Annotated in this window: 22 protein-coding genes; 8 read left to right on the top strand and 14 right to left on the bottom strand. The window is 38.5% G+C overall.

Going from position 1 to position 24,979, the window contains the following annotated elements; genetic code table 11:
• From ACY10D_RS00825 to ACY10D_RS00850, 6 genes are all read right to left on the bottom strand, one after another.
• A partial coding sequence (locus tag ACY10D_RS00825) for an MFS transporter (RefSeq protein ID WP_486998920.1) occupies positions 1-680 on the bottom strand: 680 nt, incomplete at its 3' end.
• A 25-nt stretch (positions 681-705) separates the two neighbouring features.
• The gene (locus ACY10D_RS00830; RefSeq protein WP_486998921.1) at positions 706-2,094 is read right to left on the bottom strand and encodes a COG3014 family protein; all 1,389 of its coding nucleotides are present in this window, start codon (positions 2,092-2,094) and stop codon (positions 706-708) included.
• A 15-nt stretch (positions 2,095-2,109) separates the two neighbouring features.
• Entirely contained in the window at positions 2,110-3,321 is a 1,212-nt protein-coding gene (locus ACY10D_RS00835) for a CsgG/HfaB family protein (RefSeq protein ID WP_486998922.1), read from the bottom strand.
• A 165-nt stretch (positions 3,322-3,486) separates the two neighbouring features.
• Entirely contained in the window at positions 3,487-4,116 is a 630-nt protein-coding gene (lpoB, locus tag ACY10D_RS00840) for a penicillin-binding protein activator LpoB (protein WP_486998923.1), read from the bottom strand.
• A 126-nt stretch (positions 4,117-4,242) separates the two neighbouring features.
• Positions 4,243-4,986, bottom strand: a complete 744-nt coding sequence (locus tag ACY10D_RS00845; protein WP_486998924.1) for a DUF2147 domain-containing protein — start codon at positions 4,984-4,986, stop codon at positions 4,243-4,245.
• 62 nt (positions 4,987-5,048) lie between these two features.
• Positions 5,049-5,273, bottom strand: coding sequence for a hypothetical protein (locus tag ACY10D_RS00850; RefSeq protein ID WP_486998925.1), 225 nt, complete (start codon positions 5,271-5,273; stop codon positions 5,049-5,051).
• 222 nt (positions 5,274-5,495) lie between these two features.
• On the opposite strand from ACY10D_RS00850, the gene leuS reads away from it, so the two are divergent.
• Positions 5,496-7,925: a leucine--tRNA ligase gene (gene leuS / locus ACY10D_RS00855; protein ID WP_486998926.1), complete on the top strand. Its 2,430-nt coding sequence runs from the start codon at positions 5,496-5,498 to the stop codon at positions 7,923-7,925.
• A gap of 3 nt (positions 7,926-7,928) precedes the next feature.
• Positions 7,929-8,531 carry an LPS-assembly lipoprotein LptE gene (locus tag ACY10D_RS00860; protein ID WP_486998927.1) on the top strand — a complete coding sequence of 201 codons (603 nt, stop codon included), beginning with the start codon at positions 7,929-7,931 and terminating at the stop codon, positions 8,529-8,531.
• Between the two features lie 189 nt (positions 8,532-8,720).
• Here ACY10D_RS00860 and ACY10D_RS00865 read toward each other — a convergent pair whose 3' ends face one another.
• Positions 8,721-9,860, bottom strand: a complete 1,140-nt coding sequence (locus ACY10D_RS00865) for a DUF481 domain-containing protein (RefSeq protein WP_486998928.1) — start codon at positions 9,858-9,860, stop codon at positions 8,721-8,723.
• A 46-nt stretch (positions 9,861-9,906) separates the two neighbouring features.
• Positions 9,907-10,269 carry an LPS translocon maturation chaperone LptM gene (gene lptM, locus ACY10D_RS00870; protein WP_486998929.1) on the bottom strand — a complete coding sequence of 121 codons (363 nt, stop codon included), beginning with the start codon at positions 10,267-10,269 and terminating at the stop codon, positions 9,907-9,909.
• Between the two features lie 136 nt (positions 10,270-10,405).
• Here lptM and ACY10D_RS00875 point away from each other — a divergent pair, with 136 nt between their 5' ends.
• A complete protein-coding gene (locus tag ACY10D_RS00875; protein WP_486998930.1) occupies positions 10,406-11,698 on the top strand; it encodes a hypothetical protein in 1,293 nt (430 codons plus the stop codon).
• Between the two features lie 4 nt (positions 11,699-11,702).
• Positions 11,703-13,757, top strand: coding sequence for an ATP-dependent DNA helicase RecG (gene recG, locus ACY10D_RS00880; RefSeq protein ID WP_486998931.1), 2,055 nt, complete (start codon positions 11,703-11,705; stop codon positions 13,755-13,757).
• On the opposite strand, the gene uvrC is transcribed toward recG, so the two are convergent.
• Both uvrC and uvrY read right to left on the bottom strand, forming a co-directional pair.
• Positions 13,758-15,599: an excinuclease ABC subunit UvrC gene (gene uvrC, locus ACY10D_RS00885; protein ID WP_486998932.1), complete on the bottom strand. Its 1,842-nt coding sequence runs from the start codon at positions 15,597-15,599 to the stop codon at positions 13,758-13,760. It abuts the gene before it with no gap.
• Positions 15,600-15,632: 33 nt separating this feature from the next.
• Complete coding sequence (gene uvrY / locus ACY10D_RS00890) at positions 15,633-16,283, bottom strand: UvrY/SirA/GacA family response regulator transcription factor (protein WP_192482780.1); 651 nt, start codon at positions 16,281-16,283, stop codon at positions 15,633-15,635.
• 246 nt (positions 16,284-16,529) lie between these two features.
• On the opposite strand from uvrY, the gene ACY10D_RS00895 reads away from it, so the two are divergent.
• Positions 16,530-17,678 carry a ribonuclease D gene (locus ACY10D_RS00895; protein WP_486998933.1) on the top strand — a complete coding sequence of 383 codons (1,149 nt, stop codon included), beginning with the start codon at positions 16,530-16,532 and terminating at the stop codon, positions 17,676-17,678.
• Between the two features lie 53 nt (positions 17,679-17,731).
• The gene (locus tag ACY10D_RS00900) at positions 17,732-18,061 is read left to right on the top strand and encodes a hypothetical protein (protein ID WP_486998934.1); all 330 of its coding nucleotides are present in this window, start codon (positions 17,732-17,734) and stop codon (positions 18,059-18,061) included.
• A gap of 4 nt (positions 18,062-18,065) precedes the next feature.
• Here ACY10D_RS00900 and purC read toward each other — a convergent pair whose 3' ends face one another.
• Positions 18,066-18,773: a phosphoribosylaminoimidazolesuccinocarboxamide synthase gene (gene purC / locus ACY10D_RS00905; protein ID WP_486998935.1), complete on the bottom strand. Its 708-nt coding sequence runs from the start codon at positions 18,771-18,773 to the stop codon at positions 18,066-18,068.
• 17 nt (positions 18,774-18,790) lie between these two features.
• Positions 18,791-19,849, bottom strand: a complete 1,059-nt coding sequence (locus ACY10D_RS00910) for a hypothetical protein (protein WP_486998936.1) — start codon at positions 19,847-19,849, stop codon at positions 18,791-18,793.
• A gap of 182 nt (positions 19,850-20,031) precedes the next feature.
• Between ACY10D_RS00910 and ACY10D_RS00915 the strand changes: the two genes are divergently transcribed.
• Both ACY10D_RS00915 and ACY10D_RS00920 read left to right on the top strand, forming a co-directional pair.
• Entirely contained in the window at positions 20,032-21,144 is a 1,113-nt protein-coding gene (locus ACY10D_RS00915) for a hypothetical protein (protein ID WP_486998937.1), read from the top strand.
• Positions 21,145-21,249: 105 nt separating this feature from the next.
• The gene (locus ACY10D_RS00920; protein WP_486998938.1) at positions 21,250-22,491 is read left to right on the top strand and encodes an MFS transporter; all 1,242 of its coding nucleotides are present in this window, start codon (positions 21,250-21,252) and stop codon (positions 22,489-22,491) included.
• Here the strand turns inward: ACY10D_RS00920 and ACY10D_RS00925 are convergent.
• Positions 22,457-23,746, bottom strand: coding sequence for an MFS transporter (locus ACY10D_RS00925; protein WP_486998939.1), 1,290 nt, complete (start codon positions 23,744-23,746; stop codon positions 22,457-22,459). The genes ACY10D_RS00920 and ACY10D_RS00925 overlap by 35 nt on opposite strands.
• Positions 23,747-23,937: 191 nt before the next feature.
• Positions 23,938-24,891 carry a DNA-directed RNA polymerase subunit alpha gene (locus ACY10D_RS00930; RefSeq protein ID WP_486998940.1) on the bottom strand — a complete coding sequence of 318 codons (954 nt, stop codon included), beginning with the start codon at positions 24,889-24,891 and terminating at the stop codon, positions 23,938-23,940.
• Between the last annotated feature and the right edge of the window lie 88 nt (positions 24,892-24,979).

Genomic DNA, 24,979 nt, shown 5'->3' on the forward strand with positions numbered 1-24,979 from the left:
TTTGGAAGGCTATGTGCAGCATCTGAGTTGCTGGCACAAAAATACTGTGCATAATTTAAACCTTGATTCACATTTGAAGGGTGTTTACGTATAAAAAGCGCACTCACCAAAAACAACACCAAACTGATTATTGCGACCACAAAAAACACTTCAGAAACCGTGTAGTGATCCAAAAACAGTACCAAAGGCAATGCAGAGAGCGCACCTCCGGCATAGCAGCTAAACTGAGTGAAGCCGACAAACATTGAAAACAATCGATCTGGCAACCATAGTGATAATGATTTTAACGCACACAAAATGCCAAATCCTCCAGCAAAACCCGCGATGACGCGTGCCAAGATCATCACAATGGGATTATGACTTAGTGAGAACATAAACATTGCCACGGTAAACAAAAACGTACTACAAACCATGATACGCTTCACACCAAAGCGATCGACCAACAGCCCTGCTGGAATTTGTGAAATCACATAGGATAGATAAAACGCCGAACCTAAAATAGCAATCGTTGATGAGTCAAAACCATAGTCATTACGTAATGACAATGCCAAGGCATTGGTCGATGAACGCACAAAATATTCAAAGCCATAAAAAAGCGCACAAATACTCCAAATAAAAAGCCCCAGTGCGGTTAGTTTTTTGACGGTGTTGTTTACGGTATCAGCATGATTAGAATGCACGTTATCCCCTTTTATCTTCTAAATCTTAAATAATAAAATGATATACTTTCGTGAAATCACCCATATTTACAATCCATAGTAAGGTTGTTTTATTCGACTTAATGTCAACCGGCGTCTCTTTTAATGCAATATCCAGTGTATATTTTCCCGGCGTATATTGCTGCTCGAATAGTTGAATATTATTAGGCAATAGTAGCCAGCTGCGTTCATCTGCTTGTGCGGTCATAAAGCTATAAATGGAGCCTGCTAACAAACCCCAACCCCCGGCTTGGTTACTCGCCTCATAAGTTGCCAGTGATTTCACAACCAAACGAATCACTTCACGGGTAATAATCGCAGGGTACTCTTCAGTTAATGACTTCATTGCCATTTGTGTGGTATTAACCAATAGTGAAGTTCGCCCTTTATCGATGATTTTCTTATCTTGTGTGATGTATAAGTCTTTTGCGGGCAACAAAGTATACGTTGAAGGGTAATAAGCCACCGCAACCTCTTGCAACCCAAGTTTGCCTAAAAAGAGTGGTAGCTTAAACGCCTGTCGTGGAGTGACAAAACCTTGCTCATAAAGCACAACCAAACGCCCTTTGCCAGAGGCATAGGCGTTACCGCCATTAAAGCCACGCTCAATCTCATCATAAGTACGTAAAACATAAGGGTTATCAGGCAAAAGTCTTTTGGCATCTTTGATCGAGACAAAGGCGTTATTGTAATTATCATCAAACGCTTGGTATAAAATGCTCGCCAGATAATAACCAAAGCCATTTTCATAAGCGTTACTGGCATCTTTGACCGCACTAAACATCTGATTGATCTCGGGTGATTTGTTAAGCCCTAGTTTATCCTCATTAATTCCTGCTTTATTCGTGTCTTTTTGATATTTGTTTTGCAAGTCTCCTGCCATTAACTTTTGCTGATATGTCCAATACTGTGCATTACTTAACTGACGAATAGCCACAAGCGCACCACTTAGGTCATTTTCAGATAAGTAATTCAATGCCTGGTACGGATATAAAAATGTCATTGCATAATCAGGCGTTGAAAATGGTAACTCACGATCATTAGTGAGTACCGCCCCCATATTTTCTAACATTTTAGATACTTGAACTTTCGCTGCCATTTTACTGGTTGCCACGGTTTGAATGACTGTTTGATAATCTTTCTTAGACTCGGCAATATTGCCATTTAATTGCGCTAAACGCGCCTGCTCTAACAAATATAAGTTATCAGTTGTCGGCTTATCACCAAACGCTTCAACAAATGCCTTTTGTGCTTCGGGGATATTCCCACTTGCCGCATCTGCCTTTACTTGCTTCATTTTTTCGGGGTAGGATGCTGAAAAAGTCGCACATCCTGATAACATCAACGCGCTAACACACAATAGACTTAACGCGCTATTTTTAATTATTTCTGCCATTACCTTAATCCAAACTCACTGCTTTGTAGGATAAACTTGTAAACCCCTGACAACCTTACCAACCTGACCTGAGAGCACTTTTGCTATCGCATATTTGGGTGTCACACTCGTTACTTCTATCTCAGCAAATTTTTTACCTTGTATTGGAATATGCTCGCCCGTACTTGGATCGATTACCGTATCTGCTTTAGCATGGACTTCAAATTTTTGACCAACTTGCACGCGATCACCCCCTTGATTAAGATAAATATCATCACCCTGAACGGTTAATATCGTCAATGGATAAATCAACCCAATCACTTCATTAGCAATTTGTTGCCCTGCTTTGTCAAACAAAGACTGTGCAATCGCATTTACCTCTGTGTCTTCTGAGTTCATCTCTTTTGCAACATCGGATGATGGTAAGTAAACTTTAACACTATCTGACCATTTGATTGCCATCGTTGCCGTTTCAATGACGCGATAGTTAATGACCAAACCAACATGCCATGTTTTGAAATCCTCACCATAAAACTCTTTTTTGGTTTGATAAAAATCAAAGCTTGCAATATCACCAACCACCATAAAATCCGCACCAATCAACTGCTTAATGCGCGCTTTTTCAGCTGGCTTGGCATGCCCTGATTCCAGCACTGCCATTTCATCTTTATATGCACCAAAATCTTCGGCACTACGACTGACCACATTAAACTTGCGCGACTGGACAAACTGGTTTTGCAATGCTTCTTGAATCATTGGTTTGACTTGCTCTAAACCGATTAAGCCATTAATTGATCCAGGCATGAAATGAAAAGGTGTCAAAGCAATTGAGTAAAGCTTGAGCTTCTCACGCTCATCAACATTTTGATATTCACTCATTTTGACAACAACCGTTAGCTGCCATACACCATCAACCTCTTTGCTATCAATCACATCATAACCATTGATTAAGCCTTTGGTTGCAGTTTTAATGCTCGATTCATAGCTTTTTGATAACTTAATATCTGCCTTTACATCACCATAATCACTGGTTTTGGCATCAATATTCGCATCAAACGTTTTATTAATCGACCGCTCAATTGACGACACATCGACACCATTGATTTGTGATACTGCTTGAACTAAGGCGCTTTTTAAAGCCTTGTCATAAGTCTTACCAACACCTGTGACATTTTTTGATACTTCCGTCACCTGTGCAAAAAGTACAGCAGGCAACAAAGAAAGCGCTAATATCGTTTTTTTAATCATTATCGATTCTCACTTAAAATTGATGTAAATAAGGATTGTCATTGAAGAGTTTAAGAAATTAGCATAGTTTGCTTCAGCAACTGCACGTGCTTGCGCCACTGCGATATCCAAAGAGTTAGCCAAGCCGCAACGTTGATAACCAAATTGCGCATAAGATAACTAGAATTACCAGCCAAAAGAGCTACGCTTTTGTACTTTGCGAATCTGTTTTTGATCTTGCCAAACAATAATGCCTGTTTTTAGATCGATCATTTTTAATGTAATCAAATAAAATAAAGAGTGCTGATCACTATTCATCGATTGCATATCAGCAATGCTGCCATAAATCATATATTGTGCACCGATTTGTTGACCCATCTTCGTCGCTGTTGCTTGATCGACCATACCAGATTCAGACTGATAATCCATCTGCTCTTTCATTTGCTTGACTTGCGACATATCAGTGAACTGGAATTTACCACTATTGATAATCTCAGTTGAAACGGTATTCGCTAGCATGCCTGTATTAATATGCTCTGCGGTTTCATTCTTAATCGTACTAAAGAATACCACCGGTTGTTTACCACCCGCTGTAATACGTGCAATCGCTGGAGATGCGAGCATGCCACCAACCATTTTCTGCGTTGTCGTTTGCAAGTCTGTTGAGTTGAAATTGATTGATGTCGTATCGACACCCTGCGGATCTACATAGCTAACATTATTGCCAGAACTTGCACAGCCTGCTAGTAAGCCAATAGATAATAATGCCGGTAGCATATAAATTGATTTGGTTTTTAACTCTTCTTTCATATTCATCGTATTCACTCCATAATCCTTAGAATCCAAAATTCAACCGAGATTTTATTGAAAAAAAATCTCACTTTCAAATTTTATTTATTATACACACAGCTATTTTTTATTTTTTGATCATAAACGTTACAATTAAGCGCCAAAGTGACACAAACCATTGGCCTTTAAAGTAATCGTTGAACATTGCTGCCATAATTTCTCATTGGTAATCTTTCCTGTTTTGTCAGCATAAGTATAATAACCATCTTTAGTTAAGCCACAGACTTTAGCACATTGCAAAGCTTCCTGCTGATCAATACGATACCAATATTGCGTGCGCCCAAACAATGAGAAACCAACATAACCACGCACATAGAGCTTTTTGCCATTTTCTTGTGTTTGAATCTTGCAACTATAGACTTTGCCACTGGATGGATCCAAGATTGAACCATCTTCATATAACGCTCCATCTGATCCATCTTTGTCACCATCCTTGTCAAAACTCCACATCATTTTCAAGCCTTGCACTTGATTGTTTGGATAGCTTGAATAGTCAAACTTATACCCATTTTCATCGCCCTTGCCACAGTTTTTGCACGAGACATCAGGCACTTGTTTTTTGTCATCAACAATATTAACAAAAGGCACAATAATCTTACCTTCAAGCTTGCCATCTTTACCTTTGTAAACTTGTAAAATTGACTGTGCTTGTTTGCCATCATCGGTATACTGCAACCAATAACCAACGGGTGAATACAGATTGTGCGCTTTATGCATTCTAGCAATTGTTTGATCATTATACGACTTCACTGAAGCTTGATCAGTGGCTGCTTGCGATAGCCCGATACTGACAGTTACAGACATTGAAGCGAGTAATGCTATATATTTTCCTTTCATCTTGTTTCCTTAGTTTTTTTATTGATATTGCGCCATAGATACTTGCAGTTGCAATAACCACTCTACGCAAGATCCCAATTACTATCAGCCACAGGCACGGTTGGAGCCTCAAACTTCATTACTGAGTTTCCCAACAAATCCAACGGCATTCCCTTCTTTATTAATGAAATCATTAATGATGGCTTACCATGATTTGTAATAATAAATGGCTGCCCCGTTTTTTCTATCGTAAGGAAACACTCTAAAGCATGTGTTTTAAAATTTGATTTAGAAATTTGCTTACTCATAAACAATGACCACCTATAATGATTATATCCATACTTTAGCCTCAAAACAGAGCAATGCAAACATTAATAGTTAGACTCCGCACCCTAAAAATTAAAGCATTAATGACGACAACGCAAGATAAACACTATTGATACTAGTCGTTTCTTAAAAATTTCGCTAACATACTGGCAATTTATTAAATACTTAATACCGCTACTTAGAACATACAATTGGATAATAGAATGCAACAAACTTACGACTTCACCCAATTAGAAAAGCAAATTCAAGCCTTCTGGCAAGATAATCAATCTTTTAAAGCCGTTAAAGATACCAGTAAAGAAAAGTTTTATAGCTTATCAATGCTACCCTATCCAAGTGGCACATTGCATATGGGGCACGTGCGTAATTATACCCTAGGTGATGTCGTTAGCCGCTATCAACGCATGCTTGGTAAAAATGTATTGCAACCAATGGGTTGGGATGCCTTTGGTTTGCCCGCTGAAAATGCTGCTATCAAACATCAAAAAGCACCTGCTGATTGGACATATAGCAATATCGCTTATATGAAAAAGCAGTTACAGTCTTTAGGCTTTGGTTATGACTGGGATCGCGAGCTTGCAACATGTGATGATAGTTATTACAAGTGGGAACAGTGGTTTTTTATTGAGCTTTACAACAAAGGCTTAGTCTATCGCAAAAACTCCGTAGTTAACTGGGATCCCATTGATCAGACTGTTCTTGCCAATGAACAAGTTGTTGATGGTCGTGGTTGGCGCTCAGGTGCACTTGTTGAGAAAAAAGAAATCCCTCAATGGTTTGTTAAAATCACGGACTATGCCGATGAGCTTTTACAAGATCTAGACAAGCTAAAAGGTTGGCCTGACGCGGTTAAAATCATGCAGACTAATTGGATTGGTAAATCTGAAGGCACAACGGTAACATTTGATGTCAACGGCACTAAACTTGATGTTTTCACCACACGCCCTGATACCTTAATGGGTGTCACTTATTTAGCAATTGCTGCTGAGCACCCGCTCGCGTTACAAGCTGCTAAAGATAGTACTGAGATTGCTGAGTTTATTAAACAGTGTCAGCAAACCTCAACCATGGAAGCAGATCTTGCCACACAAGAAAAACTTGGCATTAAAACACCTTTTTATGCAACACATCCTATCACTGGTGATAAGGTTGAAGTCTGGATTGCTAACTTTGTCTTAATGAGTTATGGCACAGGGGCTGTGATGTCAGTACCTGCGCACGATGAGCGTGATTGGGAATTTGCACATAAATACAACATTCCATTAAAACAAGTCATCAAAACGACTGAGGGTAACACTGACCTTAGCAAAGGTGCGATTACTGAAAAAGGCACTTTAATCAATTCAGGACAATTTAATGGCCTTGATTTTGATACTGCTTTCAGCAAGATTGCTGAATATCTCATTACCAATAACACAGGCGAGATCACCACCAATTTTAGAATTCGCGACTGGGGTATTTCGCGCCAACGCTATTGGGGCTGTCCTATTCCAATGATTCATTGTGAAAATTGCGGCATCGTCCCTGAAAAGGAAGAAAACCTACCTGTCAAACTACCTCAAGATGTCGCATTGACAGGGGCTACCTCACCCCTTAAGATAATGCCTGAATTTTACCAAACGACTTGCCCACAATGTGGCAGCAAAGCCACACGCGAGACAGATACCTTTGACACTTTTATGGAGTCTTCGTGGTATTACGCACGCTACACTTGTCCAACAGCTGATAAGATGCTTGATGATGAAGCCAACTACTGGCTGCCTGTTGATCAGTATATTGGTGGTATTGAGCATGCGATTATGCATCTGTTATATGCGCGCTTTTTCCATAAACTGATGCGTGACGCGGGTCTTGTCACCAGTAGTGAGCCATTTAATAACTTATTAACACAAGGCATGGTACTAAAAGATGGCGCTAAAATGTCAAAATCAAAAGGTAACACGGTTGACCCGCAAGCTTTGATTGAACAATATGGTGCCGATACCGTGCGTTTATTTAGCATGTTCGCAGCTCCGCCTGAGCAATCACTTGAGTGGTCTGATTCAGGTGTAGAAGGCGCACACAGATTCTTAAAGAAAATATGGAGCTATATTCATAGCCATCATGACAAGATTGACCTTCAGCACACCTTGAGCCTTGATAAGTTAAGCAACGACGATAAAAAGGTACGCTTTGAAATCTATAGCGTATTAAAACAAGCGCTCTTTGATTTTGATAAGATGCAGTTTAATACGGTTGTTTCAGCATGTATGAAGATTTTTAATAGTTTACAAAATGCCACAAACAGTGCTGTTATTACCGAAGGCGTGAGCATTTTGCTGCGTTTATTAGCGCCATTTACCCCACACATTGCACAAGCTTTGTGGTCAGAGCTTAATTTTGGTGATGATATTTTAAATGCAGGATTCCCGCAAATTGATAACCAAGCGCTTATTAGTGACAACTTTACTCTAGTGGTACAAGTCAATGGCAAGTTGCGTGCCAAGATGGATGTCTCAAGCACACTTACTGCCAAAGAAATCGAGGCTATGGTTATTGCTGATGAGGTAGTCAGCAAATTTCTTGAAGGAAAAACAATTAAAAAGGCCATTTACGTGCCGAAAAAATTAATGAATCTAGTGATTGGAGCCTAATGAATGATGCATTATTTACGCTTTAAAACCGTTAATCTTAAATTACTGATTATCGCATTGTTTGTTACTTTGCTTTATGGCTGCGGCTTTCACTTACGCGGTTGGAACGAGGGCATGCCTAAGTTTATGCAAAAAGTATATATCAGCTACAATGGTAACCAATTTGGCTTTATCAATGCATTAAACTCCATTGTCACCTCAACAGGTGCTGATATTGTGACTTCTGCCAAAGAGGCTAATATTATCATTCACATTAAGTCTGCTGCACAAAGTAGTCGCCTAGTCGGCATCACCGGTGGCGCATCTTCCAATGACTACATCATGAGTTATACAGTGAGTTATGATATTTTAAATAACAAAAACCAAATTATCCTCAAAGATCAAATCAACTCCGCACAACAAACGTATACCACAAATGCAACGCAACAGCTAAGTAATAACTCACAACAGCAACAAATTTACAACAGCCTGCAATCACAAGTGGCAAGTAATATTATTGTGCAGATGCAGAGTATTACTTTAGAAAAATATAATGCTTCCTCCAGTGACAAATCTGAAACACAATCAATGTCTAGCCATAACGAAGTAGAAGTTACTAAAAAGTAGGCGCCTTCAAACTAATGATGATTACGCATTGACTAAATATTTACCCAAAAGGGCTCACCGTACCCTGAGCATAAGTCGAAGGGCAATCACACTTCATAGAGGCTTCGACTTACGCTCAGCCAGCGTTTACATAATCGAAGTGGGCGGGCACATGGTTTATAGCCAATGATTTATGCAGTGGGCATATAATTAAAACGAATATGCAATCGTTGTTGATGTCACGGTATTAACACGTTTCTTATTGGAGCTTGCCCAACTGCTACCATTGATTTGGAAGCCCAATTGCAAAATAAGATTCTTGTAAATCTCCGTCGATAAGGTGCTATTGGTCTGATAAGTCGTTGCATCATCTGCTGTCCAGTTGACTAAAATACTTTGCTTAAAGCTAAAGCTATCGGTAAAGTTCCATACATAGTCTAACCCACCCTGCGCACCGAGCGCATTGGAAAACTCGCCAGTATCCTTGACTTTTTGTTGCGTTAAACTTGGACCGATAGATGACGTTAAACTCATCTTGTCATTACTATACAGCTGACGCTGATAACCGATAGACTCTGATAAGATATAGGTGTAGGTATCTAACTGATCATTCAAGTAATTAACCCGACCATAAACACCATTATTTTTATCGAAGTTCCATGAGCTTGTTCCTGTTGCTTGGAATTTATTGGTTTTAACGCCTTTACCATCAGGCATATCATCGCGATTATACAAATAGCTCATCACCAATGTATTTTTCCATGGGATAATCGGATTATAACTAATATTAGCATTACCATTATAGTTAGTTGCCGCGGAATTTCCCGTGACGATGCTGCCACCCAAACCAAAGCTAGTACCTTTCCAAGGGTCTGCAACGGCTATGTTTGGCTTCTTCTGCGATACCGCATCATCATTGGCAATACCTTCTGGCAGATTTAGACTATTAAGTGAAGACGTAGATTGCACCTGTGATGTTGCTGCAGTATCGGTACTTGATTCAGATGCTTGCTTTGGCTGAACTGCTGATTTTTTCTGCTCCTGCAATGCATCACCCCAAGGGCTAAGCACTGCGTCACTGTCAACTGGTACTTCGGCGTCCGCAACGGAGCTATCCGTTTTTTGTGTAACTTCACTTGTTTTTACGCTTTGTGCTTTATCACTTGGGTTAGCTTTAGTGCTACCAGCATTAGCAATTGCCTGATAATGTTTGGCTAAATCTTCATAACTTTGCGCTAATGCACGATATTTCTGTGCCATAGTTTGTGCGTCATCAGGACTCATTGCATAAACTGCTGTTACGTTAAGCGTCCCTATCAATACAGCTAAAGCAGTTAGCCTTTTTGTCATCGTTCACTCCAATTGTTTTGTTTTATTTTTATTTACTTTTTATTCACTATTGATTTTTAAGCGTCTCTGCACTTTGCTGATCTTGCTGATTATCCTGCTTGGCTTCTGCATCATTAGCAGCCGTCTGGCTATTAGTTGATGATAACGATGTATTGCTTTGAGCACTTTGCTTATCTTTATCATCATTATTTGTTGTATCAACTAATTTATTCGATGGCTTATCATCATTGCTAGTATCTGCCGACTGCGCTGCTGTAGCGCTTGTCTTTGTTTTATTAGAAGCTTCGGTGGACTTTGCAACAGTCGCAGTATCATCCTTTGGCAAATACAAAGGCCCCATTTGCCCACAGCCCACTAGCAAGGTTACAGGAATAAGTAATGTAAATAATTTTGTAGATCTTTTTGTCATAATCCGCTTGGCGCTATGTAAATATTCGTTAAAATAATTCCCAATATAATAAGAAACATTATGCATGAAGCCAATTAGAATTATGGTCTTTCTGCAATGAATTTGACATCTTTTACTTTTACGAAGGAATATGTGTGTGATTAAAAAACTCTTACTTAGTATTATCGGCATTATTGCACTGTTGATTATTTTAATGTTTATCTGGTTGATATTTATTTTCAACCCTAATGACTATAAAGCTTGGATCAACAGCAAAATAAACAATGACCCCAACATCCACATTATGCTTAATGGACCGCTAGATTTCTCGCTAAAATCAATGCAGCTTAATGCTAAAGAAGTCGCAATTAATGCGCAAAATGGCACCTTCACAAGTCATTGGCAAGATGCGACGATTAAAATTAATCCACTTGATTTCCTCATTCACCCGAGCAACCCTTTTGAATCTTTAACGCTACAAAACGGTGAAATTAGTGCCGCACATCAACAGTTTAAAGCACCTCTTTTGAATATCGTCGAAAAACATCAACGCTATAGCGTGAGCACTGAGTTAACCAACGATGTCAAGCAGCTAAATATTCAATTAACGTTAACACCACACCCTAACAGCACTGAAATTACGGATTTAAGCATACAAACCACACTTAACAACTTGCCTGTTTGCCTTAAAGTGCCCAGTATTTATCTAAACAATAATAATATGCTCAACAATATTGATAATATTCGCCTAAAAATCAATGATCAGCTGCTTATAGGTAATGTGAGTCAAATTATACTTAAACCTAAGCTTTCGTTTAAAGGGCAATTCACAGCACCTCATCTTGCATTAGCACAAATAATTAATCTTAACGGCTTCAAAGTCGACTTAGATTCGTTTGCACTTCATTTTACATTCTCACACAATGACTCAGCAGCAAAAGCTGACATTAGCATCAACGCTCAAAGTGCTAATCTTATCGGCATTGATCTTAATGCGATTGCTTCTTCAACACATAATCTATTAAGTGCTGTTGATCAAGGCGATGGTATTGGTAGCGCCTTTCAAACATTGAAATCTCAACTACTACCGCTTCTTGCTAAAGACAAACTCATTGCTGATCCAAGCAAAAGCACGCAATTAAAACAACTTAACATTCAAAGCAATGTTGATAACAACCAACTTAAGACAACAAAGATCGATTGGCAAGCTCCAGAATTTACGGTCACAGGCTATGGGCAAGCGAACTTAAGCACACCCAAGCTAAACTACCCACTTTTGATCCATATCAAAGGCACGCCAAGCTTGACTATCCCATATAATCTAAACTATCAAAACAAGCAATTTACTGCCGCAATTGATCAAGTTCAGCTGCAAAAAAACTTACAACCCATTATTGAAAAGGCGCTCACAAATGCCTTAAATAATAAACTTGGTTCGTTCTTTAGGTAAATGCATGTCCGAAGATCTCTCAAGCTTAAAAGGTATCGGTAAATCGACATTAGCAAAGCTTAATAAGGCCAACATTCACACGCCATGGGATTTGTTACTTCATTTACCCAAAGACTATCAAGATCGACGCACCATTACATCGATTGGGCATACTGTCTCAGGGCAAAAGCAGCAAATATCTGGCGTTATCCGCCAAGTGAATATTAACAGCTTTGGCAAGAAGCATCTTAATTGCTATTTCTCTGATGACAGTGGCATGTGCAAAATGCATTTATTTAAGTTTTACCCCAATCAAACTAAGCTACTGCAAAAGGGTAAAATCATTCGCTGCTTTGGTGAGATTAATCACACTCATCACGGCATTGAGGTCATTCACCCTGAGTGGCAAATTATTAATGATCAAAATGAAGCCTTAAGCGGTGAAATTACTGCGATTTACCCAACGATTGAAGGTGTAAGCTCCACAGTTATCCATAAATTAATAAAGCAGATTAAGTCATCGATTTCTTTTAAAGAACTGCTGCCTACTGAGATCTTGCAAAGCCATGGGTTTTTGGATATTAATAACGCTTTAATGGAAATTCATTTCCCACAAAACAGCGACTTTGAACAGTCCATTAAGCGCGTCACACACGCTCGTTATCGTTTAGCGATTGAGGAAATGCTTGCACATAATCTTAATGCGAAAAAAGTGCGCCTAACCAATCAATCAACACCATTTGCAAAGATAAAAATCGAGCCTAAATTGCTTGATAAGTTCATCAGTCAGTTGCCTTTTGCCCCAACCAAAGCCCAAGAGCGTGTTATTGCTGAGATTTTTGCTGATTTGATCAAACCCAAACCATGCTCACGCCTTGTGCAAGGGGATGTCGGCTCTGGAAAAACTGTTGTTGCCAGCGCTTGCTTAATTCAAGCTGCTGCTAATCACCTACAATCAGTGATGATGGCACCCACAGAGATTTTGGCAGAGCAACATTATCATAATCTAAGCAATTGGCTTAGTGCTTTTGACATTCCTGTTGTTTTTATCGCTCAAAAATTAACGGCAAAAGAACGCAAAAGCGCACTTGAGGTAATACAGACACAACATAATTGCGTTATCGTTGGCACCCATGCAGTGTTTCAGCAAAGCATTGATTATCCTAGGCTTGGATTGGTGATTATTGATGAGCAACATCGTTTTGGCGTTGAACAACGCTTGGCATTAATTGATAAATCAAGAAGCAACAATTGGCAACCTCATCAAATTGTGATGACGGCAACCCCTATTCCACGCACATTGGCGATGACCATATATGGTGATCTTGATCTATCGATCATTGATGAGCTACCACCTAATCGCAAACCAATCACCACCAGTGTGTTAAATCAAACTAAAAAGCAAACATTAATCAATAAACTTGAAGCACATATCAATGCCGATGGACAAGCCTACTGGGTGTGTCCTTTAATTGAATCATCCGAAGTATTAGTCACACTGCAAGATGCTGAATCACTTTTTGAAACCATCAAAGAAATGTTGCCAAGCGCACGCATTGGTCTTATTCACGGCAAGATGAAGGCTCAGGAAAAAACACTCATTATGCAGCAGTTTAAGGCGCATGAGCTAGATATATTGGTCGCAACCACCGTGATTGAGGTTGGTGTTGATGTACCTAATGCCAATATTATGATTATCGATAATGCTGAGCGTTTGGGTTTATCTCAACTGCATCAATTACGTGGTCGTGTTGGACGTGGACACAAGGAAAGTAACTGTATTTTACTTTATCAATCACCTTTGTCGCTCACCGCTAAGAAGCGTTTAGAGCTTATGCGCCAAACTCAAGATGGTTTTATCATTGCTGAGGAAGACCTTAAACTCAGAGGCCCCGGAGATATCTTTGGTAAAAACCAAACCGGTGATATCCAGTTTAAAGTCGCAGATTTAAGTCAACATCAAAATCTATTTGATGAAATTACCACCATTGCAGATGCTCTTATACAACACCATCCACAAACCATTGAGCCAATTATAGAACGCTGGTTAGTAAAGGCCGATGAGTATATCAAAGCGTAATTAACGAAACGCATGCCATATATGATCAGCAAGTTTAGGGCTAATGCCCTTGACCTTTGCAATCTCATCAATTGAGGCACGTGATAACTCTTGCCATCCACCAAAGTGCCTTAAAAGTGCTTGTCGACGTTTACTACCGACCCCTTCAATTGACTCAAGTACGGATTCAGTTTGGCGTTTTGCCAGCTTTTTACGCTGTGCTTTGATGGCAAAGTCATGTGCTGCATCACGAATCTGTCTTAACAACAAAAAGGCTAAGTCATGCTCTGGCAAATGATATATCTCATTATCAAAACCTTGAAAAATATCCTCTTTACCACTGATTCGCTCAACACCTTTGCCAAGACTCAATAATTTAATACTATGCTGCTGATCATAGTGCAGCAATACTTCTTCTGCTTTTTTAATCTGACCCTTGCCACCATCAATAATCATAACATCTGGCAGGTTATTTGCCTCTATCCCTGATTCAATGCGCCTTGTAACTGCTTGTGCAATGGCTGCATAATCATCCCCTCCTGTAACACCCTCAATATTATAACGTCGATGTGCAGATTTTAATGCGCCACTTTGGTCAAAGACAACACATGAAGCCACCGTTGCCTCACCTTGGTGATGACTAATATCAAAGCATTCAATACGTTTAATCTCAGGGATATCAAGCCACTTTGCTAGAGCCTCAAACCGTTTGACAAAATGTTGCTTAGATTGCAAGTTCATCTGTAATTTTTGACGTGCGTTGATTAAAGCAAGCTTCTGCCATTTGGCATTATCAGCTATAGCCTCTTTAATCCATTTAATCTGTCGCTCAGCCTTATGCGCAATACTTATAAGTAGCGACTCTGATACCTTAACTTCCTTAGGCAAAATAACTTCTTCAGGCCAAATTGTTCGTGGTTCTGCCAAATAGTAATGTGATAAAAAAGCCTCTAAAATATCCGTCAACGTACTGCCATTTTGACTAATAAACCAATGTTTATCATCGGAGACTTTTCCTTGTTCAATACTAACCAATGTAATACACACCTTATCGGCTTCTTGTAAAATACCCAACACATGCAAACGTTTATTATTCAACTTATCCAAAAATTGCTGCTGCTGTAGCTTGGTCAGCAGTGCTAATTGATCACGCAACTGTGCGGCAAGCTCAAAGTTTTCTTCATTGGCAGCATCTTGCATTTTTTGTGAGATTTCTTCTAATACAGAGGTAAGCTTACCACTCATAAATTTTGCCAGAAGATCAACTTGTATCTTATAGTCTTCAATACTAATTTTATTCACACAAGGACCACTGCAACGCTTAATCTGATATTGCAAACAAGGGCGTGAGCGATGGTTAAAATAACTATCCTCACATTGCCTAATGGGAAAAAGCTTTTGCAGTAAAATCAACATTTCTTTCATTGATGATAATGAGACAAAGGGTCCAAAAAACTGCCCTGCCTTGCGCGGCTTACCGCGAAAACCAGACAATCTTGGAAACACATGATCACTTAAATGCAAATAAGGATAACTTTTATCATCTTTAAATAGAATATTATATTTAGGTTTATGCTTTTTAATTAGCGCACTTTCTAATAAAAAGGCATCATAATCACTAGGTGTTACCGTGACATCAATAAATGCCACCTGCTCAACTAATGTCTGTGTTTTGATATCTTTAGCTCCTTTTTTAAAGTAACTATTCACACGTTTATTGAGATTTTTGGCTTTGCCAATATATAAAATCGTCTGCGCTTTATCATACATACGATAAACGCCTGGATGTGTTGTTAAATGTTTTAAAAAAGAATCTAGATCAAATGTCTGTGTGACATTTTCAGAGCTATCTGAGTGAAACATAGTTTTTTATGGACAGGAGCAAATTAAAAAATATTATTCTTTGTTACTTTCAAGGTCAATCAATTTATGTCTAATCGCCATATGCGTTAACTCAACATCACTGTCAATATTTAGTTTTTCAAACAAACGGTAGCGATAACTATTAACCGTCTTTGGACTTAAACAAAGCTGATCCGCCACTTCATTAACCTTCTGACCACTTGTGATCATGATTAACACCTGCATTTCCCGTTCTGATAACACATCAAATGGTGAATCATCATCATGCGTTAAATGTTTTAAGGCAAGTTGTTGTGCAACTTCAGGTGACAAATAACGTCTTCCAGCATACACTGTCTTAATCGCTTGAATCATCTCATCAATGCTAACGCCTTTGGTCATATAACCAGAAGCGCCTGCTTGTAATACACGTGTTGGATAAGGCTCTTCACCATAAACAGTCACAATTAAAATTTTAATCTGCGGATAGGTCTTGGCAATGCGTTTTGTCGCCTCCAAACCACCCATACCAGGCATTTTAACATCCATCAAAATGACATCAGGTAACAGTTTAGAGGTTAGCGTAATCGCCTCCTCACCACTGGCTGCTTCACCAACGATCTCAATATTATTGACATCACTGAGCAACTTCTTGATCCCTAGTCTTACCAAATCATGATCATCAACCAAAAGCACTCTTATCATTACCTTGCTCCCATGTTTTAGGTCACCTCTTAAGGAAATACGCCTATCTATTTTGTGCTTTAGCTTAAACGCTTTACGTCAAAAACTTAAAGCCTACATTGATTAATATGCACATTTACTTGTGAGACTTTGACCATAGTATAGCGCAAAATTGCCAATGTTGCTGTAGCAATTTGAGCTTATTTTACTTGTATTTCTATCTTTTGTTTGTAAGATAAAGCATTTGTAAGATGAAATTCGCCCTCAATGATTACAAACAGTAATGATTTACAACGCATTATACCGCTACTGATGGCGGAACCAATGATCGCACTGGATACTGAGTTTTATTGGCGTAATACCTATTATCCAGAGTTATGTCTTATTCAAATTGCAACAACCAGTCATACCTATTTGATCGATGCTTTATCAGCTGAGATTAACTTGCAACTACTTAATTCGTTGTTTGCAAATAAGCACACACTTAAAATCATGCATGCGGCTGAGAATGATATCAAGATTTTAAGACATTGCTTAAATTGTGAGTTTAACGCCATATTCGATACACAAGTTGCCATGGCATTTCTGGGGCATGATCATCAATTATCACTTAGTAACACGCTAATTCATTTAGGATTTGACGATTTAAATAAGGATGAAAAAATGTCAGACTGGCGTAAGCGCCCTTTATCCAGCGCGCAAATAGCCTATGCCACCTCTGATGTTATCTCTTTAATCCAATGTCAAAAATTACTAACAGATAAGCTTAAAAAAACACCGTGGCTCAAGGCGTTTGAAGAAGAAATGCAGTTTATCCAAAAGACGCATTTCAATAACACACAAGATGCTCCCTTAAAATTCAAGCATCATCTTGCACGCTTAAATGTATCTGCCCGCACACACTTAATCCAATTAGCAATTTGGCGCGAGGAATATGCACAAAGTCGAAATTGGGTAACGCGTTATGTGCTTTCAGATCAAGAACTTGTCAACCTAGCTAAGTTAAACCCTCTAAATCTGCAAACTATTGCCGAAAAACACATTCTATCACATAAGAAAGTACATCGTTTTGGCGCTGAGCTTATCCAAATATTACATGTAACAGATACTCAATATGATATGAGCCTGATTGAACGCGCACGAATTAAAATCAATAAAGAGCTCTTACAATTGTGCTTCGAATACCTTGCTGAAATCGCTGAAAAACAGCAATTGCCAATAGCTCTGATCTCATCAAAACAAGAACTTAAACATTTTCTCTATCAAAAGCTTATAAATCCTAATCACATGGGTGTCAATAAATTAAATAATGGTTGGCGCTTAGAGTATTTTGGTCAAACAATTAGTGATTATGCATACACACAATGTTCAATATTAGGGCTCCCTTATCATAAAAACCTTGACGAATCAAAATGATATTCTACGCTTAGGAGTGCCTCGCATTATTTATTTAACTAAGGAGAATACTTATGAAAAAATCGTCTTTTTTGTTACTTATTCCAACCAGTTTATTCTTTGTTACTGCAAATGCTGTCACAGAGAGTAAAACATCTGCTTTAACTACCCAGGTAAGCTGTAATGGTCACCCACTTACCTTAGGACAAAGTCAAGCAGAAGTCACTAAAGCCTGTGGCGAAGCCAGCTATAGCAGAAACTCTAAGAAACACAATCATATAACGCTATTTTATAAAACGCCTGAAGCAACTGCTTCCATTGAGAACAAAACCAAACTTAAATTTGTTAACGATAAGCTAGTTGAGATTTCTTATGAACGTGAAAACAAAAAGTATGATGATTAAAAATTTATAGCGCCAATCCAATACGTTTAGCAACCGTTTTATAGTGACCAATCACATCGCCTAGATCTTGGCGAAAACGATCTTTATCAAACACTTCTTTTGTTTCTTTATCCCACAATCTACAGCCATCTGGACTAAACTCATCCCCTAGCAGGATCTCATTTTTAAAACGTCCAAACTCAAGCTTATAGTCAACCAATAATAATCCAGCTTCATCAAAAACACTCGATAAAATATCATTGACCTTAAACGTTGCTTCGCGCATAAACTTAATTTCTGATGCAGTTGCCCAGTTAAAGCTTAAAATATGCGATGTATTAATCATTGGATCACCCAACGCATCATCCTTTAAAAAGAATTCAAATACCGGTTTATCAAATTTCATGCCTTTTTCAAGACCTAGGCGTTTACAAATCCCACCTGCTGCATAATTACGCACCACACACTCAACGGGAATCATTTCAAGGCGCTTCATCAAACTTTCATTATCATTTAGCGTTTTGACAAAATGTGTTTTCACTCCCTCTTGTTCAAGCTTTTGCATAATGTAAGCATTAAAAAGATTATTAACACGCCCTTTATCTTTCAGCGCTTCTTTTTTAACACCATTGAATGCTGTGGCATCATCACGATACTCAATAATAACATTATCGGCATCATCACTTTGATAAACGGACTTAGCTTTTCCTTGGTAAATCAACTCTTTAACCATTTTCATTATCCTTTTAGCTATTTAAGTGGGATATGTGATGCAATCGCAGCTAAGATCGGCTTTGCCTTATCCACTGGAATTAATACTTGTTTGGTATCAAACAATGAAACTCTTAATTGTTTTTGCTCTTCTCTAAAGAAGTTACGCCAATTACTCATATCACTAAAGATTGAGCCGTTTTGTGTATATGGATACAAATACAATAAGTAGCTTTGATCTTTATTATCTTCAAATAGAATCGTCTGCTCTTTAGCATCATAGGCAACATACTTATAACCTGCTGCTTTTAATGCACTTTCCAAGGTCTTTCTTGCTAGCGCCTCATCACCCACAAAGACAATAGAGACAACTTTATCCTTAGTATAAAGCTGGAACTTCAAGCCGTTCTCACTATTAATAAACCCGAATTGTGCATTGACTAAAGTTTCTTCAGTGACTTTTTGACCTTCTATTGTTTTTTGGATCTGCTCGACGATGCTACTTGCCTCTTTAGTAACTGCAGGTTTTTCATCCATATTAAACAAGGATAACTCCGCACGTCTAAATTCATTTTTAACATGGCCGATAAACACATAGTAAGATTCACCTGAGGCTTTATCTTTAACGATAAAACGACTATTGTCTTTATCTGTTTTTTCAAGTGACACATTAGGCAGTTTATCTTCTAACGCAGACTCTACAATCATCCATGTCACTGCGTGTGGTTCGTAAATGACTAATTTAGCTTGGTTATCTTTGTCATAGCTTAACTTCGTTGTGACAACATAAAGCTGTTTTTGCTCAACCGCACTGACATCATAGTTGGATGCAAAATTAGGTGGTAACATCGCATTTTGCGCCTGAGACAGTTGATTCTTAGTAAAGCTTGTTTGCCCTTCAGGAATCACCAATGCCGGATGAATATTAGGATCTGTTGAAACCGATTTTGGTACTTCCAATGGTTTTTTTTGTTCAACGGATTGACGCGCGTAATCAAAATCACGGTTACGGAAGAAATTACTGGTTGATGCGCACCCTGCCAAGGTACTGATACTTAAGATTGCAAGTGTGCATGCAGTGATTTTATTAAATTTCATGACTACTTTACTTGGAAAAAGGTAAATGCATTATACACAAGCAAAGCCTAAATACGCACAGGATTTTAGCGCAAAAGTCCTAGTTATTTAAAAAACTAATATCCCTATTAGAAATACTAATTTCCACAACTGATCAAAAAACGGTAAATTTCTCCCTGCAACACAAACACACGGAGAAAAAAATGAAACAACTAAGTTTATTAATTGCAAGTTCTTTATTCATATCAACGAGCGCTTTTGCTGCAACCAATGTAACGTCTGACGATGTTGCAAAAGCAGTTACACACGTCAATGATGTAAGCTTTTCAGATCAAGAGGGTACTGAAAATATTCAGCAACTTAAAAAATTAGTGCAAAATGCCAAAGCAAACAATTATATTGCTGCCGTTGTTAACACGGCCAATTTAGTTTCAATCACAGCACCACAATACAATGCTTTTAATACATCTCAAGATCTACTTAAAATGTCAGATGATCTTGCTGGCTTTAGCAACGCATTAAAAGCAGTTGTTAATAATTATCCGATGCTTGATAAGATGGATCAAGCGCTAACAGAAGCACATACTGAGCTACAAGCAGCGTGGGATCATCGTGTTACTTTCCTAAATGGTGAATCAGGGGAGCAAAAAGCTTATGAGTTTAATTACTTATTAAATTACCTGACTGTTAACGGCGTTAATGTTATTCAAAAAGGCAAAAGCATTGATGAAACCAAAGACTTTTATGTCAAGCTAAACACCTTAGGTTACAGCATCCCAATGGATGCATTTAACAGCTACTATCAGGCTCGTGACATGGCAGTTGAAGCAGTCTATGCTATCAACAAAGATATGGTGGTCTCTGCGTTACAAAACGTACAAACTAATGCGAAAGTACAACAATTATCTGAAGCAACTAACGATATCAATGTCGCTATTAATGATTTCTTAAACTTAAGTTACAGCTTTAAGTTCTTAGGCAAAACCATTGAGATTAAATTAATCCCTAATCAAGTAAAAGATATGGTACACAGCGCCTTACAGAAATCAGGATTCAATGACACTAGATTAGCCCTTCAATTTCTACTTTCCACTGATGGTTTAGGAAGCGATTTACCTGCCGCTGCAGATTATAATAAAGTTAAAAACGCTCAAGATAATAACGTGTTTGCACGCTTAATGGTTACCTTATCAACGATGCTTGCGCAAAACATTAACAACAATATGCAAGATCCACAATTCCATATTACTGATGAGCAAGCTTATTATGTAATCACTTATCAACTTGCCGAACTGGTTAATAAAAATCTTGTATAAGCAACAACATTTAATGAAAACTTAAAACACTCTTCGACATTTGATCTGTTTTTCAGTATAAAAGGCACATTAAAAAAATGAAAAAAATGCGCTAGCGATAAACTTATGACCAGACAACGAAATATACTTGCCGCTTGGATTTGCTTTCTTGGCGGCTTTTTTGTGCTCTATCAATTCCTACTGCAAGGTTCAACCAGTTTAATGGTGCCAACATTAATGCGTGATTTATGCATTAACCTCACTGAAATCGGCTTTTTATCTTCTGCTTTTTTTTACCCTTATATTCTTTTGCAAATCCCCTCTGGCTTTATCATTGATAAAATTGGACCTAAGAAAACCTTATTTATTGGCGCGCTAATCTTAGGTTTAAGCACATTGGGTTTCGCTTTTTCCGAAGGCTTTGCCACAGCAAATATCTCTCGGATTATCATGGGTATTGCAAGTGCGCCAGGAGTGGCATGTGCAATGTATCTTGCTGCACGTTGGTTCCCTAAGAGATTCACTATTGTCGCAGGCCTGATTGAAATGATGGGCATGCTAGGTGGTGCCGCTGGAGATTACTTTTTGGAGCATGCAATCAATGGTTATGGTTGGCGTACGGCGATGATTATCTGCGCTATTATCGGCTTGGTTCTTGCTGCTTTAATTTTAATTTTCGTTAAGGGCAATGCGCATGAATGCTGTGAACCACAAAAACAAAACAACTGTCAAACACATACCTTAAAGCATTTTATGACATTATTGAAGAACAGTGACGTATGGCGCTATAGCTTATTTGGTGGTTTGATTTTCACTATTATCAGCGCCTTTGCATCTCTTTGGAGTATTGGCTTTATCCAAGTGCTTTATCCTGAGCAAAGCAATCATGCATCGCATGCTACGGCACTGATTTTTATTGGTGCAGCATTAGGTGCTGCATCTAGTGGCTGGCTTGCTAATAAAATTCGCTGTATTCATGTTATGCAACTATTTAGTCTTATTGCCCTGATTAGCTTTATCGTCCTTTTATATATCGCGATTCCTTTTTATCTTGGTAATATTTTGCTTTTTCTACTTGGCTTTGGTTCTGGCGCCTACATTCTACCCTTTGCCTCAATTGAGAAATTATCCCATCCTGATGCCCAAGGCATGGCAATGGGCTTCACCAATATGATTATTATTGGTTTGGGCGGACCAATACTGCAACCTTTAATCGGTTGGATTTTAAGTTGGTATCAATCAGCTTATCAGTGTAACGCTAACACCTTAGGTGGATTTCAAACGGCACTACTGCCTATTTTAATTGGGCTAATTATTGCCGTGATTTTAAGCTTTATTCCTGCAAAGTCGGCAAACGTTTGCAATTAGTTTCTTTGACAGTCAATAAACCAATAACAAATGCAATGGCAAAAAATAAAGTGCAACCAATAGTAAGTGCGACTTGATAGCCATGGACACTAATACTCTCACCGCTTTTAGAAAATTGATTTAACACAATACCGGTGACGTTCTGTGCAGCCCAAGCGCCTAATAACACAAACATATTATTAAACCCTACAGCAGTTGCCGTTAATGAGGTGGGAACATTCTCGATCATAATGGCAAAAGACAAGGTTTGCGCGCCTGCTGCAACCCCAAGCAAAAACATTAAAATTGAAAATATCACATAGCTATCAATCGCTAGCCAATTAAGTAGTAAACTAATGATCACACCAAATACAGCACATGCTAATAACACTTGTTTACGCCGACCTAGCTTGTCTGAGATTAATCCAACCAATGGACTACCTAAACCCAGTCCAAGCCAGACGAATGACACGGCACTTGCATAAACTGTTTGACTAAAGAAATGCTCCAAATAACCAACACCACTCATTGAACCAATTACCTCAACCGCCGGATAAACAAAAAAAGCAAAAATCGCAATTAACCACACCTGCTTTATTTTAATTAACATCACAAGTTTTTGCTTAACCGTTAATGCATTCTTGCTATTTTCTCCTGTCTTATCCCCTTGGCGTTTAGACTTATCTCTAACAAATAAAAAGAAAAATAAAGCCAAAACACATCCGGCAATAAATACGCCATGGAAGATTAATCGCCAATCATTATCCGTGACGACAAGCATGAGCACAAAAGGCGCACCTGCTAAAATAGGTCCAATCATTCCAAGTATTTGCGTCATACCACCCATAACACCTAAATGCTGATGCGGAAACCAATCAAGAATAATTTTAAACATCATCGCAAAAGCAAATGCAGACCCCAAACCAATGGCAAAGCGCCCAATCCAAGCGACAGCTGCCGTTGTCGCAAAGCTAAATAATAAAGCGCCAAGCGCGGTAACAATAATGGCAAACGTACCGACCTTGCGCACACCAAAGTGATCAATGAGTATTCCAACTGGTAACTGCATTAAAGAATAAGCGAGGAAATAGGCTGATGAAATACTACTTACTGTTAATGCATCTAGATGCAAATCATGGGCAAAAATCGTATTCATCGAGCCAAATGAGGCGCGACAAAAGAATTCATATAAAAAGAAAATGCCAGCTAATGAGAAAAAGAGCCAGCCTTTGAGGAGTCTACGTGAAAAAAGATTAGGTTGAGCTAATGATGACATATGGTGATTTTTTAGATTTAAAGTGTCTTTAAATTACCACAGCCAAAGACATAAAAAAATATAATTAAATGAATTTAGGCTTCGACTGACGCTCAGCCAACATATATCGTACCCTGAGCTAAGTCGAACGGAAAATATTATACAAAAGGGACATAGGGCTTCGACTAACGCTCAGCCAAAGTTAGTTAATTTTAGATCAACTCTTTTGGCCAATCATCAACGATAGTACCCAATGAGTAACCATAAGAAGATAATTTTTCTTTAATTTCATTCAAAGACTTACGACCAAAGTTTGGAGTTTTCATCAGCTCAGACTCGGTGCGCTGTACTAATTCACCAATATAACGGATGTTCTCTGATTTTAAACAATTTGCTGAACGCACCGTTAAATCCAATTCTTCAACTGTTTTCAATAAGAATGGGTCGATTTGTGGTTCTTCTTCAACATATAGACGCTCTGCCAACTCATCTTCATCGACGATATTTGACATTTGTGTTTGAATTTTTTGTGCGGCCAAACTCAATGCTTCAGATGGGGTTAAACTACCATCTGTTTTAATCTCAAGAATTAACTTATCCAAATCTGTCTTTTGTGCAACACGTGCATTCTCCACATTATAGCTGCAACTTACAATCGGCGAATAAGACGCATCTAATACAAAACAACCATCAACAAACCCTTGATCTGCAGCAACATAGCCAACACCTAGGTCAATTTGCCCATCAATTGAAAGTTTTTCTTTACCTTCATATTGGCAAATATAAACATCAGGATTTAAGATCTCTAAGCCTTCAGAAACCGTTAAATCCGCTGCATAAACATCTTTTGCCTTACCTGAAAGTTTAATCGCAATCTCAGCTGTTTTATGTTCAGGTGAAAGCTTAAACTCAATCGCTTGCAAGTTAAGTAAGATCTCTTCAATTGTTTCAGCCGTTGGTAACTGAGCAGATAGATCATCACCATCATTGAACTTAACACGTGTTAACGCAGCCCCTGCCAACGCGTTAGCTAAAATCTGCTTCAATGAGAATCCAAGCGTGTAACCAAAGCCACGCTCTAAAGGCTCCAAAATAATCTTTGCTTCTTTGTCATTTTTCTCGAGATTATTCACTGTTGTCGGATGTAGCAAATGCTCTAATGCCATCGTTTTATATACCCTTTTGTTTATATATCTTACATCTCAATGCTTCTTAATTGCCTGACTATTTCAAGCACCAACTCGCACGATTTGA

The sequence above is a fragment of the Cysteiniphilum sp. genome, from assembly GCF_057495195.1.

What these genes read in the sequence shown, in the direction of transcription:
- ACY10D_RS00930 (WP_486998940.1), bottom strand. Translation starts at nt 24,891, where the DNA reads ATGGCATTAGAGCATTTGCTACATCCGACAACAGTGAATAATCTCGAG.
- purC (WP_486998935.1), bottom strand. Translation starts at nt 18,773, where the DNA reads ATGGTTAAAGAGTTGATTTACCAAGGAAAAGCTAAGTCCGTTTATCAA.
- leuS (WP_486998926.1), top strand. Translation starts at nt 5,496, where the DNA reads ATGCAACAAACTTACGACTTCACCCAATTAGAAAAGCAAATTCAAGCC.
- ACY10D_RS00845 (WP_486998924.1), bottom strand. Translation starts at nt 4,986, where the DNA reads ATGAAAGGAAAATATATAGCATTACTCGCTTCAATGTCTGTAACTGTC.
- ACY10D_RS00915 (WP_486998937.1), top strand. Translation starts at nt 20,032, where the DNA reads ATGAAACAACTAAGTTTATTAATTGCAAGTTCTTTATTCATATCAACG.
- ACY10D_RS00900 (WP_486998934.1), top strand. Translation starts at nt 17,732, where the DNA reads ATGAAAAAATCGTCTTTTTTGTTACTTATTCCAACCAGTTTATTCTTT.
- ACY10D_RS00925 (WP_486998939.1), bottom strand. Translation starts at nt 23,746, where the DNA reads ATGTCATCATTAGCTCAACCTAATCTTTTTTCACGTAGACTCCTCAAA.
- ACY10D_RS00835 (WP_486998922.1), bottom strand. Translation starts at nt 3,321, where the DNA reads ATGATTAAAAAAACGATATTAGCGCTTTCTTTGTTGCCTGCTGTACTT.
- ACY10D_RS00920 (WP_486998938.1), top strand. Translation starts at nt 21,250, where the DNA reads ATGACCAGACAACGAAATATACTTGCCGCTTGGATTTGCTTTCTTGGC.
- ACY10D_RS00830 (WP_486998921.1), bottom strand. Translation starts at nt 2,094, where the DNA reads ATGGCAGAAATAATTAAAAATAGCGCGTTAAGTCTATTGTGTGTTAGC.
- ACY10D_RS00850 (WP_486998925.1), bottom strand. Translation starts at nt 5,273, where the DNA reads ATGAGTAAGCAAATTTCTAAATCAAATTTTAAAACACATGCTTTAGAG.
- recG (WP_486998931.1), top strand. Translation starts at nt 11,703, where the DNA reads ATGTCCGAAGATCTCTCAAGCTTAAAAGGTATCGGTAAATCGACATTA.
- ACY10D_RS00910 (WP_486998936.1), bottom strand. Translation starts at nt 19,849, where the DNA reads ATGAAATTTAATAAAATCACTGCATGCACACTTGCAATCTTAAGTATC.
- ACY10D_RS00865 (WP_486998928.1), bottom strand. Translation starts at nt 9,860, where the DNA reads ATGACAAAAAGGCTAACTGCTTTAGCTGTATTGATAGGGACGCTTAAC.
- uvrY (WP_192482780.1), bottom strand. Translation starts at nt 16,283, where the DNA reads ATGATAAGAGTGCTTTTGGTTGATGATCATGATTTGGTAAGACTAGGG.
- lpoB (WP_486998923.1), bottom strand. Translation starts at nt 4,116, where the DNA reads ATGAATATGAAAGAAGAGTTAAAAACCAAATCAATTTATATGCTACCG.
- ACY10D_RS00895 (WP_486998933.1), top strand. Translation starts at nt 16,530, where the DNA reads ATGATTACAAACAGTAATGATTTACAACGCATTATACCGCTACTGATG.
- ACY10D_RS00860 (WP_486998927.1), top strand. Translation starts at nt 7,929, where the DNA reads ATGATGCATTATTTACGCTTTAAAACCGTTAATCTTAAATTACTGATT.
- lptM (WP_486998929.1), bottom strand. Translation starts at nt 10,269, where the DNA reads ATGACAAAAAGATCTACAAAATTATTTACATTACTTATTCCTGTAACC.
- uvrC (WP_486998932.1), bottom strand. Translation starts at nt 15,599, where the DNA reads ATGTTTCACTCAGATAGCTCTGAAAATGTCACACAGACATTTGATCTA.